This is a genomic window from Desulfonauticus autotrophicus, assembly GCF_055381725.1.
This window is the reverse complement of sequence record NZ_AP042395.1, coordinates 389,290-408,020: the sequence shown is the minus strand read 5'-3', so window position 1 is coordinate 408,020 and position 18,731 is coordinate 389,290. Positions and strand designations below refer to the sequence as shown.

The window sequence follows — 18,731 nt, the reverse complement described above, 5'->3', positions numbered from 1 at the left end:
TTTTCATATCCTGCTCTTTTTTAAACTGACAATAGAAGAGGCAATGGATAAGGCCAGCTTGTGTCTAAAATCACTTTGAGCTAACAGCTTCTCTTCCTCTGGATTGGAAATAAAACCCATCTCCAGCAAAATAGAAGGCATCTTGGCTCTACGCAAAACATAAAAATTGGCTGAATGCACTCCCCTGTTTTTTAGAGGTAGACGATTTTTTAAATTATTCTGAATAAGGGAAGCAACCTCTCCCCCTGCCTCCCAGTAGCGCTTTCTTTCAAATAAAAACAAAATCTCTTCAATATTTACATACCCCTTTTGAATAAGTTCGTTTTTTTCCAGCTTAAGCACAGAATTTTCAAACTCTGCCACCCTGGCTGCTTCCTTACTGGAAGCTCGCTCTGAGCAAAAATAAGTTTCCATTCCTCTGGGCTTTCTGTTCTCATTGGCATTGACATGAAAGGAAACAAATAAATCTGCACTATACTGATTGGCTGTAGTAGTTCTGGCACTTAAAGGCACAAAATAGTCTTCTGTACGAGTAAAAAATACCTTTAAGTCCTTATCCATCTGGGCCAGTATTTGCGAAGTCCTTTTGACCAGGTCCAGATTGACCTCTTTTCCTGCAAGCCCTTAAGCCCCACTGCTCCAGAATCAAAGCCCCCATGCCCAGGATCCAAAACTATCCTCTGGATACGATAGCCAAGAGTGTTTTCCACCTGCAGGCGATCTAAAATTTGCTTTTCTTCTTCCAGGGCCTTTTTTCCAAAGGAGTTAAAGGCTTAATAGGTTCAATCTTTGGAGGCAAAGGCTTTTGGGAAATAATATCTACCATCATTCTGGAATAGGTGTCCTCAGGATTTAAACGCAAAACCTGCCTGAAACTATCCAAAGACTTTCTTAGTTCTTTTTTTTGAAAATAGGCCCTTCCCAGAAGCCCCCAAAGCCACTCATTATCAGGCTCTAGCTTCACTCCTGCTTGCAAAACTTCTATGGCCTGGTCATATTTTCCTTGCGCTAAAAGCTCCTGTCCCTTTAAACCCAGGTCAAAACCACTTTCAGCCCATAAAAACCTGGAATTTAAAGAAACTAGACCTGTAGCCAAAGCTACCAATGCCTTTCTTCTATTAATTTTTGCCATAATGCTAATACACAACCTTTAACCTGGTTTGCGGATAATAAAAAGCCAGAATATCCCTATAACTTTTACCTTCTTTGGCCAAAGCATAGGCTCCCCACTGGCTTAAGCCCACTCCATGGCCATATCCTCTACCTCTTATCCAGAGTCCATCGCCCTGCCACTTTATCTCAGCCAGAGTGGATTTAATATCCCTAGGGCCTAACCAGAGACGAAAACTATTACTAGCTAACACTACTTTAGCCTTTGAGGCAACTATTTTTAAATTTATAATCCTGCCAGAAGGTGAAATATCACCCACTTGAATTTCTTGAATAGAGCCCAAAGCAAACCCTTTGGACCGCAACACCTTTTCAATATTCTCTTTTTGTATCTTTAGCTGCCATTCTTCCCTTTTAATTTCAGGAGAAAAAGGGTCCTTTTTAATCAAAAAATAGGGAAAATCCACTTTCCAGACATTACTGGATTTTTCCAGCATGCCCCCACTATGAGCATGAAAATAGGCTAAAATAGGCTTATTCTCATAGGTTAAAATTTCTCCCCTGGTACTTTTTACGGCTTTTTCTACCTGATTATTTTTGCTTTTTCCTCCATAAACTTGAGAAGCAGTAGTAGAACTGAGGTCATAATCTCTATCTTCAGATTTAAGATAAAGATAATAGGCATAGGTCCTGGCAGCTACTGCCTGGGATTGAAGAGCAGCTAAAGGCCAGGAAGGGGACATCTCTTTAGACACCACACCCTCTAAATAAGTTTCTAAAGGCAAGACATTAATTAACCAAAGTTTACCCTCTTTGGCTAAAACCGTTATTTCTCCTGTATACTCCTTACCTTGCCAGACAAAGCCACCTAAACCTTTTGTGCTGAACACCTTACTTTCTTTGTTACCATCCACCCAGAGGGCATGATTTTTAAACTCAAAAACATGCCTGCCCCGGGCCAGCTTGCCCTGGAAAAGCTGAATTTCTTGCTTAAAATCTAATTCCAAATTTTCTTCTTTTGCCAACAACACCCTGATTACAGGTTCTTGTTGCTGCGCCACCAAGGCAGGCGCACTGGATTTTTTTCTTCAGGCAATTGCTCTTTTTCTCTCTATCAATCCTTTCCAGCATATATTTAGCTGTATAAACTCTAATATCCTGGGGAAAAAGCTGGATAAAAAGTTTAAAGTGTTTTTCTGCGTTTTCCAGGTCAAAGTCTTCATAGGAAAGCATGGCCAGGTTAAAATAGGCATTTTTAAGCTCTAAAGACTTAGGAAACTCGTAAATGGCTTGCCTATAAAGCTGCTTAGCCTCTTGTTTGCGCTCTAAAAAAAGGGCATAAATATCACCCTGCCTAACCAGAGCCCTAGCTCTTATGTCCCTATCTTTACTATAACTATAAATAAGTTCATAATTATCCAGGGCTTCCAGAAAATTACCCTGTTCTAAAGCCAAAGAAGCTTGTTTTAAAAGGGGTTCAGGATTAAAAAAGGAATTTTGAGCAAAAACCGGTAAACTTGCAAGGCAGTAAAGAAAAATAAAAAAAACTACCTTAACCAGTCTATTAAATAGGACAAAATATCTTCTTTGTTTAAAGGAGGTAGCCATAAAACATCTTTTTCCTTTTTAAACCAGGTTACCTGCCTTTTAGCATAGGCTCTGGTATTTTTCAACCATTCTTGCTGCATTTCTGCAAAACTAATTTTATTTTCCAGGTAGGCAACAATTTCTTTTACGCCAATACCTGTAAAGCCTGGCAAAGTGGTATCTTTATACTTTTCTATGGCTTTTCTTACTTCTTCTATAGCGCCCAGTTCAATCATCTTTTCAATTCTGCTAGCCAATATAGGAGTTAATTCCTCTAAATCCCTTCTTAGACCAATCTTTATACATTCATAAATACTTTCTTTAGGAGTAAGTTGGTGCCAGGCTGAAAAAGGTTTCTGGGTCTGGTAAAAGACTTCCAGGGCTCTGGTAATTCTCTGCTTATCCTTAGGATGAATCTTGGCTGCATAAGTGGGGTCTATTTCTCTTAGTTCCCTATACAGTTCACTGAGTCCTTCTTTTTCAACTTTTCTGCTATTTGTTCTTTTATCTTTTCTGTTATTTTGGGAATGGGTGAAAGGCCAAACAATAGTGCCCGCAAGTAAAGCCCTGTGCCCCCAACCAGAACAGGTATTCTTTCTTTTTTGCTCTCTTCTTCTATCCTTTCCCTGGCCCAGGCCACAAAATCTCCAGCTGTAACCTTCTTATTTAAAGGTAAAAAGCCAAAAAGATAATGAGGAGCTTTACTTTTTTCTTCCACACTAGGCTGGGCAGTAACTATGGGTAAGTCCTCATACACCTGTCTGGAATCAAAATTAATAATGGAAATGGGAAAATGTTGGCTTAAAAAAAGAGATAGGGCTGTTTTGCCTGTACCCGTTTGCCCCAAGATGGAGATAAGTTTAATCTTTCTTCCCATATTTTTTATACAGTGCTTTTTCTACTACCTCTGGAACGAGTCCGTGCACATCTCCACCCAGACTGGCTACTTCTTTAATGATGGTAGAACTAATATACAACCACTTGTAATCTGTCATAAGAAAAACCGTCTGAATCTCTCGGCTAAGCTTTCTATTCATAAGGGCCATCTGAAATTCATATTCAAAATCTGAGACTGCCCTAAGGCCGCGCAAAATAGCTACAGCCTTTCTCTTCCGTACATAATCCACCAGAAGTCCAGAAAATCCTTCCACTTTTACCCTTGGACAGGAAGCAAAGACTTCCTGGGCCAGAGCAATCCTTTCTTCCAAGGAAAACAAAGTTTTTTTGGGTGAGTGCAGGGCCACAGCCACAATAATCTGATCAAAAATCTTTAACCCCCTTTTTACCAAACTTACATGTCCATTGGTCAAAGGGTCAAAGGTACCTGGATAAATAGCTATTTTTTCCATATATACACCCTGGTTTGTCCAAACTGTTTTTCTCTCACCAAGTATAATTTATCTGTTTGGGGAGATAAATTTTTTTCCACTTCAGCCACTAAAAATCCCTCTTCTGCTAACAAATCTTTAGTTAAAACCAGTTCCAACATAGGCGCAAAATAGTTAAAACCATAGGGAGGGTCCACAAAAATCAAATTGAATTTATTTGCAAACTCATACTCTTTTAAGAGTTTAAACCCATCACCTTTTAAAATCTTAAAACTATCCTTGCTCAGTTTAAGTTCCAGGGCAGTTCGATAAATATTCTGGCAGGCCTTAAAGGATTTTTCCACAAAATAAGCTTTTTTACCCCCTCTACTTAAAACCTCAAACCCCAAAACTCCACTTCCAGCAAAGATATCCAGACAGTTTACTTCTGTCCAAACCACTCCTAAAGAGCCCAGAATGGAAAAGAGAGACTCTCTTACTCTAGAAGTGGCAGGTCTGTAGCCAGGAGCTTTAATGGTATATACAGACCTGCCCTTAAATTTACCTGCAGTTATTTTAAGCATTATCAGAAGGTAAACTGGAGTGAATCTTGCTCAGAAGCCTAATAGCTTCCAAGACTTCTTCTCTTAAATCCACCTGGTCTGTCCAATCCAAAAGTTGAATGCTTTTTTCTTTTTCTTCCAGACTGGATACCTTTTCTTTGAGCTCACTAAAGAGATAGTTCCAGTTAATCTTGGGCAAAGCTTCTTTAGGCTTTACGCTGGCCAGAGTCTTTTCCAGGGAAATCTCACATTCCTCTAAATAATCCGGGATATGTACAGAAAAACCAAAGCGCTCTTGAATAAGTTGGGCAAGTACCTTTTGCTTTTCTTCTTCCCCATGGACCAAGAAAACACGCATATTTTTATCTTTAAAGTGACTCAACCAGTCCAAAATCTGACTTTGCCCTGCATGCGAAGAAAAGCCGTTGATGGTATAGACCTTAGCCTTCACAGCTACTTCTTCGCCCAAAATTTTAATGGTTTTAGCTCCATCTACTATTTTACGACCAGTGGTACCTTTGGCCTGAAAGCCCACAAAAACCACTGCGGCCCCTTCTTTCCACAAATTATGCCTTAAATGATGTTTTATTCTACCTGCATGGGCCATTCCACTGGCTGAAATAATAATAGCCGTACCTTCCAGGGTATTTAGACGCATGGAGTCCTGGGTAGAGAGAGAATACTTTAACATGGGTAAGGAAAGAGGGTCTTCTCCCTGAGCCAACAGCTTTTGACTTTGGGTATCAAAATACTGATAATTTTTCTTAAAAATTTCTGTTGCCCTGATGGCCAAAGGGCTATCTAAAAAAATGGGCATATCCTGAGGAAGCTTGCCTTCTCTATAAAGCATATAAAGGACAAAAAGAATCTCTTGAGTACGCTCCAAAGCAAAGGCAGGAATAATTACCTTTTCTCCATTGTTATAGGCATAAAGTATGGCCTCTAAGAGTTCCTCTTTACTTCTTTGTTCATCTTTATGGTCTCTATCTCCATAAGTGGATTCCAAAAATAAACAATCGGCATGGGTAAAATAAGTCGGGTCGTTTACTATCAGCTGATTGGGTCGTCCCAGATCTCCAGAAAAGACAAAATCATAACTGCCATCCTGCAGCTCTATTTTCAGTTTAATGGAAGCAGAGCCTAAAATATGGCCGGCATCACAAAAAACAAACTTTACTCCAGGAAGAGGAGAAAATTCCTGACCATAATCTACAGGGTTAAATAAAGGCAGGGTATTGTCCACATCTTCTTGAGTATAAAGAGGCTCTACTTTAACTTTTTTCTGACCTTGCCTTGCTTTTTTGCGACTCTTCCACTCTGCTTCCATTTCCTGAACATGAGCACTATCACTTAACATAATTTCTAAAAGCTCAGCAGTAGGTGGTGTAAGGTAAATCTTGCCTTTAAATCCTTCTTTGACCAACTTGGGCAAAAGCCCTGAATGGTCTATATGCGCATGAGTAATTAAAATAAATTCCAGATTAGCCGGGTCGTATTCTTCTATTGCCAGATTTCTCTTCTCGATTTCCTTGTTTCCCTGATGTAAGCCACAATCCACTGCAAATCGCACTCCATTATAAGACAGGATATAACAGGAGCCTGTAACTGTTTTGGCTGCTCCAAGAAACTTAATTTTCATGTTTACCTCTTTTAATTTTGCTAGGTTACTTGTATTTTTCCTGGTCCTTAGCCCTAATTTCTGCCATTTTTATTTTGCCACTAATGGTTTTAGGCAACTCTTTCACATATTCCACAATCCTGGGATACTTGTAAGGAGCAGTTACCTTTTTAACATGGTTTTGAATGTCTTTGGTAAGTTCTTCTGAAGGTTCGTAACCAGGAGCCAGGACAATAGTAGCCTTTACTGCCTGTCCACGCACAGGGTCAGGCACGCCTGTAACAGCTGCTTCCACTACTGCGGGATGAGTAATCAAAGCACTTTCCACTTCAAAGGGGCCAATCCTATAGCCAGAACTCTTTATAAGGTCATCCACCCTGCCTAAAAACCAGAAATAACCGTCTTCGTCCATCCAGGCCTTGTCTCCTGTGTGATAAAAACCGTTTTTCACCACCTTGGCTGTCTTTTCTGGTTCATCCAGATAACCTCGAAACAATCCCAGAGGATAGCCTTTGTCCAAACGTACGCAAATCTCTCCTTCTTCCCCTGGCAAAACCTCTTCTCCCTCTTCATTTAAAAGCACAATATCCCAGCCAGGAGAAGGCTTGCCAATGGAACCAGGCTTGGCTTCCATAAAGGGAAAGGTGGCTATCTGCAAAGTGGTTTCAGTCTGACCATAGCCTTCATAAATGGGTAGTCCCAAAACTTCTTTCCAGGTGTGAAAAACACTGTCGTTTAACAGTTCGCCAGCAGTAGTACAGTGTCGTAAACTGGAAAGGTCATATTTACTTAAATCTTCCCGCACCAAAAAACGATATACCGTAGGCGGAGCACAAAAGGTGCTTACTTTATGTTCACTTATGACCTCTAGCAAATCACTGGGACTAAATTTACCCCGATAGTCATAGACAAAAACTACGGCCCTGGCCATCCACTGGCCATAAAACTTTCCCCAAACAGCCTTGCCCCAACCAGTATCTGCAACAGTTAAGTGAATATCTCCTGGTTCCAGGTCATGCCAATAAAAGGCTGTGGTAATATGTCCCAAGGGATAGGTGTGGTCGTGCTCAACCATTTTAGGAAGCCCGGTAGTTCCAGAAGAAAAGAAAATAAGTAAGGTATCTTTTCCACCTGGCTTCTGGGTGGGATTAAAGTTTTCACTTTCAGTAGCACTTATCTCTGCCAGACTGGTCCAGGCCCCAGAAGGTTTTTCCCCAGCTACAACAAACATTTCCAGGCTGGGACATTCGCCCTTGGCCTCCTCAATCTTGGGTACAATACTTTCATCCACAATTACGCCCTTAATGCGGGCAAAGTTTACCCGAAAAATAATATCCTTGGGAGTTAACAAAGAAGGAGAGGGTACAGCCACTGCTCCCAGTTTGTGCAAGGCCAGCATGGTAATCCAGAATTCCACCTTGCGATAGAGGATAACCATTACCCTATCGCCTTTTTTTAATCCCAGTTTTTTTAAACCATTGGCCAGTTTAGCTGATTCCCGGGCAAAAAAAGCAAAGCTATAATCTCTGCGCTTTTTGTCATCATCAATGTGAATCATGGCCAAATCATCAGGAGTTTCCTTGGCCAGCCTGTCCATCACATCAAAGGCAAAATTAAAATTCTCTGGTACTTCTACTTTAAATCCTTTTACAAATTCCTCATAACTATTGTACTTTTCCTTTTTAAACATTATTCCTTTCCTCCCCTAGATAATCACATCTAAAAATTCAGCTTCTCCTTCCAACGCCCTTAAGGCATGAGGAATGCGTGAAGAGAAATAAAAACTATCTCCTGGTTCTAAAACAATCTTCTTATCTTCCAGACTTATCTCCAGTTTTCCCTTTAACATGTAAATAAATTCCTGGCCTGGATGGGAGTTAAAACTAAGTTCTTCTTCCTTTTTAGGCCTTACCTTAATCAAAAAAGGCTCCATTCTGCGGCCAATAAATTTATAAGCCAGACTTTTATAGTCATAATCCTTTCTTCTTTCGACACTTAAACCTTTTCCTTTTTTGACCAGAGAATAATTCTGTAAATGGGCTTCTGCTCCAGAAATAAGCACAGTCAAATCCACGCCGCAGGCTTTGGCCACTTCATGTAAAAAACTAACCGGTATTTCCCTATCCCCGCGCTCGTAGTTTTCAATTTCTTCCACTGTAAACCCTGTCTTCGCAGCCAAATCCTGCACACTTAAATCCAGAGCATCCCGCAGCCCTCTTAGCCTTTTGGCAATCTCTACATAAATCTTTTCCTTCACCTTACCTCTCCTTTTTACTCTTAGATTGAATTAATCTAGACCTAGTTTTAACTGGAGTGCCAGATTAAAAGCCTCCTTTAAACTAGTCAATTTAGCTTTTCCTGTGCCCACGAGGTCATAGCCAGTTCCATGATCTACTGAAAGCCTTAAAATAGGCAGCCCCAGGGTTATATTCACACATTCTCCAAAATGCAAAAGCTTTAAAGGAGCCAGCCCCTGGTCATGATACATGGCTAAAATCACCTTAAACTCTCCCTTTAAAGCCCGATGAAACAGGGTATCTGCAGGAAAAGGTCCCTGACAATTTATACCCAGGCCCAGGGCCTTTTCCAGGGCTGGAGCAATAATCTCTACCTCTTCCTCTCCAATTTTACCCTCTTCTCCAGCATGAGGATTTAATCCACACACGCCAATGGATTCTTCTGTAAGACCCCTCTTTTGCATAAAATCCCAGGTAAGCTGCAAGGCATTTAAAATTCTCTTTTCTGTAATCAGACCAGCTACTTCTTTCAAGGGTGGATGTGTGGTAACCAGGCTCAAGCTAAAGCTCTTACTCCAAAAATGCATACATACTTCATCTTCAGCCTTGTCCCAGAAATTGGCCAAAAATTCCGTATGCCCGGGAAATAAAAAACCAGCCTCCTGCAACCTGGCCTTATTTAAGGGGCCTGTAATTAAAATATGGCTGGGGTCTTCCTTTAACAACCTGCAGGCAAGAGTAAGGCTTTCTCCTGCTATTAAGCCAGATTCCAGAGTTCCCCGGCCAGGAATAAAGTTGGGCTCTAAAGAAAATTGGGGCTCCAACAAAAAAATCCCCTTTTCTTTTACTTCTTTTAAAGAGGTAATTTTTCGCCAGAACTTGGGAACAGCAAAATGTTGGGCATGAAACCAGAGAGCTTCTTCCAGGCCCACCATAACCAGGGGCAAAGGGATTTCTTTTGCCCTTTCCTGGTAAAAACGCACCACCAGTTCTGGACCCAGGCCAGCAGGATCGCCCAGGGTATAAAAAAAAGCCATGTCCTTACTCCTCAGGGTTAAAGGTTTTAGTTAACAAATAGGCCATTCCCCAGAGACCACTTTGCTCTGGATTTTCACTTAAAACCAACCTCCTGGGTTTTAATTCCACTCTAGATTTTAACCTATTTTCTAAAGTTTCCTGGACAAAAGGCAAAAAATACTTGCCCAGATAACTAATACCACCACTTAAAGCTATGTCTTCAAAACCAAATAACTGAACCATCTCAGCTAAAAAAGTTCCCAGGGTTTGCCCATAACCTTTCATTACCCTCCAGGCCCTGGGTTCCTTTTTCTCCAGTAAGGGAGTCAAATCTTTCACCTGAGCAAGGTTTAATCCCTCTTTGCTGGCAAGGTTTAAAAGTGCCCTGGCCTGAAGTAAGGTTTCAATACAACCTCTTTTCCCACAACCACACCTATCTAAGCCACCCCAAAAAAGATGCCCCAGTTCTGGCCCGGTTTCCAGGTTTGCCCTAAATAACTTTCCCTTAAGTACAATTCCACTTCCCAGGCCTGTACCCAGAGTGAGTACCAAGGCATTTTGAGCGCCTTTAAGACAGCCAAAATGCACTTCTCCTAAAGCTGCTGCCTGGGCATCATTTTCTAAAAGCAAAGGAAAATGAAAATGTTCTGCTAAAAATTTACCCACAGCAAAACCTTGAAGATAGGGAAGATTGGGAGGGGTTAAAAACACCCTGGCTTTGCGTAAAAAAGGCCCTGCACTAGCAATACCCAGGGCCTTTATTTCCTTTCCTCTAGCCAGAGTCTCAATCATTTCCAGCAAGGCCTGTTTTAGACCAGAAAGGCTTTGCCCGTGCTCTGTTAGAAGTACTGGCCCCAGTTTTCCCTGGCTAAAACAAGCTCCACGCAAATGGGTTCCACCTAAATCCAGACAGATAAACATGGATTAAAGTTTAAGGGTTGCTTTAAAATCAGCGATGATTTTGGCGTGGTCAAAGGCCAAAGGAGGCAAGTTGTCCAGCGAAAAGATTTTGGCCTTGCCTGCATCATCTCCTGCCTGCAACATGGAAATATCTTTGGCTATACCTACAAAAACCGTGCTTAAGGTATGAAAGCGAGGGTCCCTCGTAGGCTCAGAATAAACCCCCAGCAAAGAGAGCAAACTCACTTCCAGGCCTGTTTCTTCCTTTACTTCTCGCCTGGCTGCAGCTTCCACTCTTTCTCCATAATCCACAAAGCCTCCAGGCAAGGCCCACCCTAAAGGTGGATTCTTGCGTTCAATAAGCACAATGCTATAGGGAGGGACAAAGACGATGACATTTACAGTGGGGAAGGGGTTGCGATATTTTATTACTTCTTCTCCACACTTAGGACATTTGACTTTAAATTGCATAGGAAAACCCTTTTAAAAAAATGTTTTCATCCTATTCTGAAATTATAATCATTCACCAGGGAGCACTGGGAGATTTTCTTCTCTCCTTGCCCGCAATCATCAGTATCCAGCAACATTTTAGGCCAAGTTCAATCTATTGGTGGGGAAAAAGTCAACATACTTTTTGGTTTAAAAAGTTAAATATACCCTCTTTACCTTCTGCGAAAGCCAGGCTTTTACTGGAACTCTTTAAAGACAACTACCCAGAAGAACTGGAAAAAAGTCTTATATTCTGGTTTAAAATAAGTACCAGGTCCAGGATAACCTTTTCTCATCCCAATATCTTTTATCTTTACCTGGTAGATGAAAACCATCCCAAACCAGTAAGGTCCTTTTTAAAAGAACAATTGCAAAAATTAAACCTCCCCTGGTCAAAAAACTGGAAGGCTCCCTTAAAAAGGAATTTGTACCCCCCAAAAAAGAAAAAATTCTCCTCTTTCCAGGCTCAGGCCATAGAGCCAAAAATTGGCCCTTGGAAAACTATGTAAAATTAAGCGAAAAACTCAAAACCTATTTGCCCACTTTTCTCATCTTTGGCCCTGTAGAGCAAGAACTTTACGGCCCTGCTTCTCTTTCCAATATTTTAACCCTTAACTCCCTGGAAGATTTAATCAACACCCTGCAGCAAGCACTTCTGGTTATTGGCAATGATGCTGGCCCCTTACATCTGGCCGGACTATTGGAGATTCCAACTCTTACTCTTTTTGGACCAACTAACTCCTTAATCTGGAAGCCAGAACAAAGCGAGGTTTTAAAGTCTCCTCTCTCCTGTGCGCCCTGTTCAGCAACAGCCCAGATAACTTGTTCTAAACCCAGGTGTTTAAAAGCAATCAAAGTAGAGGAAGTTTTTCAAAAAACTTTAACTTTACTCAAAAAAACTAGTAAATTTAGTTAGAAATAAAGACAAAAAAATAGGTTAACCCAGCCTGAATAAATATTCTCTGGGTTCAAAAGTAATCACTTTTATTCCCAAATTTTCCAAATTTTCTAAAGACAAAAAGGAAGTTTTTAGCACTAATTTTCTTTGAAAACGAGTGCGAAAAGAATACCACAAAGGCTCAAAATAGTCCTGTTTACATCTTCCCACTGCCCAAAAATCCACCCAATCTGACCAGTGTTGAAGGGTAATTTTTGTCTTTTCTAAAGAAAAATACACCAGGTTTATCAATTCCACAGCCACGCTTTTTCCCTGAAAAAAAGATTAAACTCCACCTGCTTTAAGCTTTCTTGAGTTTTTTTATCTGGTTTTAAGCAATCCATTTTAGTTTGTAAAAATATCTTTTTTCTTCCAGAAAAAAGTCATTTTTTTGAAAAAACTAACCAGAGTTAAAACCTGGGGACAATTTTGACCTGTCTTTTGGTCTTTTTTAGAACAAAAATCTGTTATTTTAGAGTTATTTTCTTTAACTAAACCTGCCTTTTTCTCTTGCTTTTTAACAATTTTTAACAGAGAAAAGTTGCTCTTTTCTATACCCAGCAAGCGTTTTCTACACACATGTATAGGCCATTTACCACAATCGCAACCAATCCATTTTCTCTCTAGTTTCTGGGCCACTGCCAGAGTAGTGCCTGAGCCACAAAAAAAGTCTGCAACCACATCTTTAGGCTTACTTGAAGCCAGAATTATCCTCTTTAAGAGTTCTTCTGGTTTCTGGGTTGCATATTCCAGACGCTCAGGCTGGTTGCCTCTAAGGGCTGGAATATCAAAGACATCCCTACAATAAACCCAGGTATATTTTCCCTGTTCATCTTCTTCTATGGAAATATTGGAAAAGCCGTATTTATGTTTTAAATAAGACTTTTCCTTTTGAGGTGACCAATAGGTCTTTTTTTTATCCCTGGCATAGAAAAAGATTGTATCGTGTTTTTTACTAAACCCTATTTTTTCTGGCACCCCCCCAGTCTTGTAAAACCAGATTATTTCATTGATAAAGTTTTCCTCTCCAAAAATTTCGTCTAACAATAGGCGAACATAAGCACTTACTCTAAAATCCACATGCACATAAATGCTACCACTTTCCCTTAGGATTTGGTGCATATATTTCAAGCGCTCGTAGAGCATGGAAAGGTAAGAACCAAGGCCTTCTTGCCAGATATCTTCATAACAGGGGAACTTAAAAACCCCCTTTTTATGATTATAGCCAGCTTCACCAATACTTCTTTTTAAGAAAAACCTGGAGTTAGTTGCAAAGGGAGGGTCAATGTAAATTAAATCTACTTTTTGCTTATTTTCCAAAAGATATTTGAGTAGAACCAGATTATCTCCCAGATAAAGTTTGTTATCTCCTGGACCATATTTTTCCACAGGAACAAAGTCATATTGGTTTAAATCCAGAAAGGTTTCTTTTCCCTTATCTAGCCAGACAAGCTGAGGTTTATTCATGAATTTTTAAACTACAAAGGGAGGTATTTGCACTGATTCTTTTTTTAATTGTCTAAACTTTTTCGCAGCTAAAACAAAATTTTCTGCCCACAAAGGATGTCCCAGGGCATGAATATGGGTATAGGCAGCAAAGACATTTTTATACACCAGGCCATCCAATCCCTTACAAATTCCAACTCCCCTATTCAGACGCAAAGCATACCTGGCTTCTCTAACTTTTGGACAATGGGAATAGTGAAACTCATGTCCACTTAAACGATATCCTACAGGAAAATAGGGATTGGGAAGAATAATCTCTCCTTCTACATACCCATGACCCTTGGGTTTTTTTTCTACCCTTATCTCCAGAGGAAAAACATTACTCAAAGGATAGGTCTTTTCAGCAAAATTAAGCTCTTTCCCCAGGAGCATAAGCCCACCACATTCTGCATAAATGGGAAGGCCCTTTTCAGCCATTTCTTTTACCAAAGCTAGCTTTTCTTTATTTTTGGCAATTTGAAAGGCCAGAGTTTCTGGAAAACCTCCTCCAAGGTATAATCCATCTAGTTCAGGCCAGTTCTCTGGCTCCACAATGCTTAAATAATGTAGTTTAGCACCGTGTTTTTCCAGAAGTCGCAAATTTTCTTCATAATAAAACCAAAAGGCCTTATCCAACATTACCCCAATATCTACTATTTTTATAGAGCTAGGAGTAAAATCCAAAGGCTCTACAGCCAAAACAGAATCAACATCATCTCCAGTATTGGCTATTTCTAAAACCCTTTCCACATCCACATTTTCAGCTATTATCCTGGCCAAGTTGCTAAAAACTTCTTCTATTTCTAAGTCATATTCCTGGTCGGAAACTAATCCCATGTGCCTTTCTGGAATGGGATTTTTTTTAAGTTTAGGTAATGCTCCCAGTACTGGAACATCAGTGTAATATTCAATACTTTCTCTTAAAATCTGCCTGTGCCTTGGTCCTGCTGTTTGGTTTAAAATTATGCCAGCCAGATTTAAACCTGGCTCAAAGGACTTGAGACCCAGAACAATGGCAGCCATGGTCCTAGTGACTTTGGTGCAATCAGCTACCACAATTACCGGTAAATTAAGCAACCTGGACAGCTCAGCAGTGGAGAAGCTACCCTGAATATCCTTGCCGTCAAATAAGCCCCGATTGCCTTCCACTAAAGCCAGGTCAAAGTGAGAGGCAAAGCTGAAAAATAAGCTCTTGACCTTTTCCCTGGGAAACAAAAAAGGGTCCAGATTAAATGCCTTTTCACCAACAGCTAAACTCAGCCACTTGGCATCTATATAATCTGGACCCTTTTTAAAGGCCTTAACCTTATAACCTTTTTCTCTTAAAAGCTTGCCAATCCCCAGGCTTACCAGGGTTTTCCCTGAGCCACCTTTAAGGCCAGCAAGCAAAAAACGCGGAAAACCCATTTATCCTCTACCTGCCCTTAAACTTCTACCTTCAAGCAGGTAGAGAAAAAATTATTCTCCCTCTTCAGTAGCATGCTGCTTACCAGCACCAGCCAAACCATACATGGTAGTGCTGCCACTGGACCAGAATTCCAACTTACCTTCGTTCACCAGTTCAGTTAAAAGTTTTTTAACTTCCCTGCTCTTCATATCAGGTAAAAGTTTGGTAAAATCATTAAAATAAAACTTGGTCTTGCTACCTTTTTTAGATTCTAAAAAATCTAAAATAGCTTGTTTAGCTTCAGCTTTCTCCATAACCAAACCCCTTTATGGTTTAGGCGCCCTTTTTAAAGGGCGCCTGATGAATAATCAATTAAAACTTGAACTGAGTAGTATGTCTCCAAGTATAGTAAGCAGGATCACGGAAGTCATCAATCAAGTGGTGAGTAAACTCTAGTTCGCAAAGTTCAAAGAATCTTTCCCAACCAATTCTCTCAGCCCAATCACCAAAACGCTCATACTTTTTAGCATGTTTGGCATAGGTATCAACCAACTTGCGCATGGTCTGAGCAAGTTCAGGCCAACGAGGAGTATTATTGGGGATAAAAGCCACAACTACTTTGGAGAACTTGGGAGCAGAAATACAGTTGGAAAGCTTACCACCAGCCATAATAACTAAACCGTCGCCTTCCTTGTCAGAAAGAGGCAAGCAAGGACACATGGTGTAGCAGTTACCACAGAACATACATCTTTCTTGCTTAATGGCAACAGTCTTTACTTCCTTTTCTTCTCCAGCTGCTGTGGTGATTTTGGTCTTGGTAGGACGAATAGCACCAGTAGGACAAGCTGCTACAGCCAAAGGAATCTCACACAAGTTTTCCAACCATTCATGGTCAATGATAGGTGGCTTTCTGTGATAACCCAAAATAGCAATGTCAGAACAGTGTACAGCACCGCACATGTTAAGACAACATGCCATGGAGATACGGAGCTGAGCAGGAAGTCTCATTCTCTGGAATTCTTCAAAAAGTTCGTCCATTACTACCTTTACAGTACCAGAAGCATCAGAAGCAGGAGTATGACAGTGAATCCAACCCTGGGTATGAACGATGTTGGTAATACCAGCACCGGTTCCACCAACAGGGAACTTATAACTTCCACCAGGATGCTTGCGAGAATTTAATTCTTCTTTGAGTTTTCTGGCTTGTTCCAGGCTTTCCACCATAAACTCAACATTGTTTCTGGTGGTAAAACGAAGATAGCCACCACAATATTGGTCAGCTATATCACAAAGCTCTCTAATGGTCTCCACACTAAGTAAACGAGGAGAACCACAGCGAACAGTGTAAACTTCATCACCACTTTCAGCCTTGTGCATTAAAATGCCTGGCTCAATAATTTCATGCCACAACCATTTACCCTTATTTTTCTTAATAACTGGAGGCAGAAAATCGGCATAATATCTGGGACCGATATCAGTAATTCTGCCTTCCATGGGCTTATCAGGATTGTAATATCCAGAAGGAACAAAGGTCATTTTAAACCTCCTATTATTTTCTCTTTAAATTAACCAACCAACCCGAAACAATATCTATTATCTGGGATGGAGTTTTCTATATTCGTTAATATCACGCTGCCAACCGCCAGGTACTTCTTCTTCTTTCCAGAAGATGTAAGGATTGTGTCTTGGCTCCTGAACGTGCTGAGGCATGGGCTTGATACCAGTAACTTCCAGGAGTTTCTGCAAGCCCTGTCTCTTCATCAATTCACCAAGACGCTCACGGTTCTTACCTTCTTCCATCCACCAATCCCAAACATTTTCAATAACTTCTTTGATTTCATCATAAGGAGGCTCTACCTTGATAAAAGGTACCAATAAGGAGCCCATCTGAGCACCATCCAAGATAGGAGCTTTAGCACCGCAGAAAATAGCAAGTCCTCTATCATCACCAATTCTAAGAGCTCTGGGCATTACCCTGATACAATGCATACAACGATTACATTCTTTGTTGTCAATCATGAGCTTGCCATCTTCAATCCACATACACTGAGTAGGACAAAGATCAATAACTTCCTTTTGAATATCAAAAGGAGCGCTATCTTCATGAGCGCCAGCATTGGGCTTTAATTCACCACCAATATAGGCAGCAACTGCTTCTTGATCAATCTTGATAGCATCTCTCCAAATACCAATAAAAGACATATCAGCACGAGCAATAGAAGCTACGCAACCCATGGGGCAACCATCGAATTTAAACTTAAACTTGTAGGGGAAAGCAGGTCTGTGCAGCTCGTCCTGATACTCCATGGTGAGCTGATAGCAAAGCTCTTGAGTGTCATAACAAGCCCATTCACAGCGAGATTCACCCAGACAACAAGCAGGTGTCCTCAAGTTAGAACCAGAACCACCTAAGTCCTGATTCAGTTCGTGAGTCAAAGTACCAAAAATTTCTTCCAATTGCTCAGTTCTGGTACCCAGCAAAACAATATCACCAGTGGAACCGTGCATATTGGTAAGACCGGATCCTCTAAAATCCCACAAATCACAAATTTGTCTCAAGTATTCAGTAGTATAGTACTTACCTGCAGGCTGGTTCACACGAATGGTATGGAAGTGAGCAACACCAGGAAACTTTTCTGGCTGGTCGCAATAACGACCAATAACACCACCACCGTAACCAAATACACCTACGATACCACCATGCTTCCAGTGAGTGGTACCATCTTCATAAGACATTTCCAATACGCCCAACAGATCATCACAAACATCTACAGGAATCTGATAGGGCTTACCTGCCTTTTCCATTGCTTCGGCATTTTTGTGCCTGAACTCAGATTGTCTCTTAATCTCAGAGACAAAGCTTGGCCATGGACCGCTTTCCAGCTGATCCAACAATGGGGTTTCATGTTTAGGCATTTCAATCCTCCTTAAAATAGTGGTTAATACCTTTTTTAAATTCCCACCTATAACCTAAATCCCTTTGTTTATAAAATCAAAAGGGACACATCCACAAATCTAGATTCACTTTGTGATTTTTCCCACAATAATTTTTATTTGTCAATCTAAAATAAAAGGTTAGACTTTATTTTTTAAAGCTTCTTCTAAGTCAGCCAAGACCTCTGGAGCCACTTCATAACCTGTTTCCTGGGCCTTTGTAAAATACTCTTTAGCCTTTTCATATTCTTGTTTTTCCATATAAGCTAACCCCAGGTTATTGTAAGCAGGGCCAAACATGGGTTGTAATTCTATAGCCTTGGTAGCATGTTCAATACATCTTTCTACATCTCCATCTATCAGATAGGCACTAGAAAGCGTTGTATAAGCTTGCACAAACTTTGGATCCAAAGAAATAGCTCGTTTCAAAATTTTTATAGCCTTATCTATTTCTCCCTTTTGTAAATAAATAAACCCCATATTACCATAAGGTACAGCAAAGCGTGGTCTAATCTCACTTGCTTTTTTATTATACATATAACAACTATCCAAATCACCTTCATGCATGGCAATACCACCTAACTGTACATAGGCTTCTGCCATTTCTGAACTACACATAATAGCATTTTTAAAAGCATCTTTAGCCCGTTCGAATTCCCTTTTACTTAAATAAGCAACTCCGAGGTTGTAATGATGAATAGCACAATCAGGGCTCTTGGCTATCTTTAGCTGTAAATCCTCAATATATTCATCAATATTCATTTTTAGCTCCTTTTACATTATTAAAATTCGTCATCATCTAAACTTTTTCCTTCTTTTTCAACAATTCACAATACCAAATACAAAAGGAATACATTCCCTTTATCTTTTCGTCTCTATTTACTAAGCCTCTACATATTTCCAAAACACCTTGCTTAAAGGCATTACTTTCCTCTTCTGTATTTGTTTCCATTAAAAACTCATCAAAAAGCTGCTTAACGGTTCTTCTGGTAACATCTCTTTTTACTTTTCTGGGATCCTTTGGTTCTTGAAAAGGATTCCATTTATCATAACCAATGCGGTCTATAAAACGCTTTCTTCTTTCAGACAAAGAATTATAAATAGCTCTCTTTTGTTCTTCTTGTTCAGGAGTAAGTTCAACATAATCTATCATTTTTCTT

At 40.3% G+C, this 18,731-nt stretch carries 21 protein-coding genes and 2 pseudogenes; 2 read left to right on the top strand and 21 right to left on the bottom strand.

The annotated features are described in order from the left end of the window. Window positions 1–3: 3 nt before the first annotated feature. From ACZ42F_RS02385 to ACZ42F_RS02325, 13 genes and pseudogenes are all read right to left on the bottom strand, one after another. Window positions 4–635 (bottom strand): annotated as a pseudogene (locus ACZ42F_RS02385) (N-acetylmuramoyl-L-alanine amidase family protein). An 86-nt stretch (window positions 636–721) separates the two neighbouring features. Then, on the bottom strand, window positions 722–1,132 hold the full coding sequence (locus tag ACZ42F_RS02380; RefSeq protein ID WP_464279602.1) for a tetratricopeptide repeat protein: 411 nt from the start codon (window positions 1,130–1,132) through the stop codon (window positions 722–724). Between the two features lie 4 nt (window positions 1,133–1,136). Next, window positions 1,137–2,171 carry a SpoIID/LytB domain-containing protein gene (locus ACZ42F_RS02375; RefSeq protein WP_464280295.1) on the bottom strand — a complete coding sequence of 345 codons (1,035 nt, stop codon included), beginning with the start codon at window positions 2,169–2,171 and terminating at the stop codon, window positions 1,137–1,139. Beyond that, complete coding sequence (locus ACZ42F_RS02370) at window positions 2,101–2,718, bottom strand: tetratricopeptide repeat protein (RefSeq protein WP_464279601.1); 618 nt, start codon at window positions 2,716–2,718, stop codon at window positions 2,101–2,103. The genes ACZ42F_RS02375 and ACZ42F_RS02370 overlap by 71 nt, the downstream gene beginning before the upstream one ends. After that, a pseudogene (miaA, locus tag ACZ42F_RS02365) lies at window positions 2,658–3,574 on the bottom strand (tRNA (adenosine(37)-N6)-dimethylallyltransferase MiaA). Before miaA ends, ACZ42F_RS02370 begins: the two are co-directional and overlap by 61 nt. After that, a complete protein-coding gene (gene coaD, locus ACZ42F_RS02360; RefSeq protein ID WP_464279600.1) occupies window positions 3,558–4,046 on the bottom strand; it encodes a pantetheine-phosphate adenylyltransferase in 489 nt (162 codons plus the stop codon). The pseudogene miaA and the gene coaD overlap by 17 nt, the downstream one beginning before the upstream one ends. Next, window positions 4,034–4,588: a 16S rRNA (guanine(966)-N(2))-methyltransferase RsmD gene (gene rsmD, locus ACZ42F_RS02355; protein ID WP_464279599.1), complete on the bottom strand. Its 555-nt coding sequence runs from the start codon at window positions 4,586–4,588 to the stop codon at window positions 4,034–4,036. Before rsmD ends, coaD begins: the two co-directional genes overlap by 13 nt. Continuing rightward, window positions 4,581–6,206, bottom strand: coding sequence for an MBL fold metallo-hydrolase RNA specificity domain-containing protein (locus ACZ42F_RS02350; protein WP_464279598.1), 1,626 nt, complete (start codon window positions 6,204–6,206; stop codon window positions 4,581–4,583). Before ACZ42F_RS02350 ends, rsmD begins: the two co-directional genes overlap by 8 nt. A gap of 25 nt (window positions 6,207–6,231) precedes the next feature. Beyond that, window positions 6,232–7,875, bottom strand: a complete 1,644-nt coding sequence (locus ACZ42F_RS02345) for an AMP-binding protein (RefSeq protein WP_464279597.1) — start codon at window positions 7,873–7,875, stop codon at window positions 6,232–6,234. Between the two features lie 15 nt (window positions 7,876–7,890). After that, entirely contained in the window at window positions 7,891–8,442 is a 552-nt protein-coding gene (locus tag ACZ42F_RS02340; RefSeq protein WP_464279596.1) for a helix-turn-helix domain-containing protein, read from the bottom strand. A 30-nt stretch (window positions 8,443–8,472) separates the two neighbouring features. After that, on the bottom strand, window positions 8,473–9,459 hold the full coding sequence (gene pdxA, locus ACZ42F_RS02335; RefSeq protein WP_464279595.1) for a 4-hydroxythreonine-4-phosphate dehydrogenase PdxA: 987 nt from the start codon (window positions 9,457–9,459) through the stop codon (window positions 8,473–8,475). 4 nt (window positions 9,460–9,463) lie between these two features. Continuing rightward, window positions 9,464–10,360: an ROK family protein gene (locus ACZ42F_RS02330; protein WP_464279594.1), complete on the bottom strand. Its 897-nt coding sequence runs from the start codon at window positions 10,358–10,360 to the stop codon at window positions 9,464–9,466. 3 nt (window positions 10,361–10,363) lie between these two features. Continuing rightward, window positions 10,364–10,810: an NUDIX domain-containing protein gene (locus ACZ42F_RS02325; RefSeq protein ID WP_464279593.1), complete on the bottom strand. Its 447-nt coding sequence runs from the start codon at window positions 10,808–10,810 to the stop codon at window positions 10,364–10,366. Window positions 10,811–10,830: 20 nt separating this feature from the next. Here ACZ42F_RS02325 and ACZ42F_RS02320 point away from each other — a divergent pair, with 20 nt between their 5' ends. Continuing rightward, the gene (locus ACZ42F_RS02320; protein ID WP_464279592.1) at window positions 10,831–11,337 is read left to right on the top strand and encodes a glycosyltransferase family protein; all 507 of its coding nucleotides are present in this window, start codon (window positions 10,831–10,833) and stop codon (window positions 11,335–11,337) included. After that, window positions 11,229–11,744, top strand: coding sequence for a glycosyltransferase family 9 protein (locus ACZ42F_RS02315; protein WP_464280294.1), 516 nt, complete (start codon window positions 11,229–11,231; stop codon window positions 11,742–11,744). The genes ACZ42F_RS02320 and ACZ42F_RS02315 overlap by 109 nt, the downstream gene beginning before the upstream one ends. A gap of 21 nt (window positions 11,745–11,765) precedes the next feature. Here ACZ42F_RS02315 and ACZ42F_RS02310 read toward each other — a convergent pair whose 3' ends face one another. The 8 genes from ACZ42F_RS02310 to ACZ42F_RS02275 form a co-directional block, all read right to left on the bottom strand. Continuing rightward, the gene (locus tag ACZ42F_RS02310) at window positions 11,766–12,029 is read right to left on the bottom strand and encodes a hypothetical protein (protein WP_464279591.1); all 264 of its coding nucleotides are present in this window, start codon (window positions 12,027–12,029) and stop codon (window positions 11,766–11,768) included. Between the two features lie 81 nt (window positions 12,030–12,110). Next, a complete protein-coding gene (locus tag ACZ42F_RS02305) occupies window positions 12,111–13,232 on the bottom strand; it encodes a DNA methyltransferase (protein ID WP_464279590.1) in 1,122 nt (373 codons plus the stop codon). 6 nt (window positions 13,233–13,238) lie between these two features. Then, window positions 13,239–14,657, bottom strand: coding sequence for a cobyrinate a,c-diamide synthase (locus ACZ42F_RS02300; RefSeq protein ID WP_464279589.1), 1,419 nt, complete (start codon window positions 14,655–14,657; stop codon window positions 13,239–13,241). Window positions 14,658–14,708: 51 nt separating this feature from the next. Beyond that, window positions 14,709–14,951, bottom strand: a complete 243-nt coding sequence (locus ACZ42F_RS02295; protein WP_464279588.1) for a dissimilatory sulfite reductase D family protein — start codon at window positions 14,949–14,951, stop codon at window positions 14,709–14,711. Window positions 14,952–15,009: 58 nt separating this feature from the next. Further along, a complete protein-coding gene (dsrB, locus tag ACZ42F_RS02290; protein WP_464279587.1) occupies window positions 15,010–16,173 on the bottom strand; it encodes a dissimilatory-type sulfite reductase subunit beta in 1,164 nt (387 codons plus the stop codon). 57 nt (window positions 16,174–16,230) lie between these two features. Continuing rightward, window positions 16,231–17,553: a dissimilatory-type sulfite reductase subunit alpha gene (dsrA, locus tag ACZ42F_RS02285; protein ID WP_464279586.1), complete on the bottom strand. Its 1,323-nt coding sequence runs from the start codon at window positions 17,551–17,553 to the stop codon at window positions 16,231–16,233. 159 nt (window positions 17,554–17,712) lie between these two features. After that, window positions 17,713–18,333, bottom strand: a complete 621-nt coding sequence (locus tag ACZ42F_RS02280) for a tetratricopeptide repeat protein (RefSeq protein ID WP_464279585.1) — start codon at window positions 18,331–18,333, stop codon at window positions 17,713–17,715. Between the two features lie 37 nt (window positions 18,334–18,370). Beyond that, a complete protein-coding gene (locus tag ACZ42F_RS02275; protein WP_464279584.1) occupies window positions 18,371–18,724 on the bottom strand; it encodes a hypothetical protein in 354 nt (117 codons plus the stop codon). Window positions 18,725–18,731 lie beyond the last annotated feature (7 nt).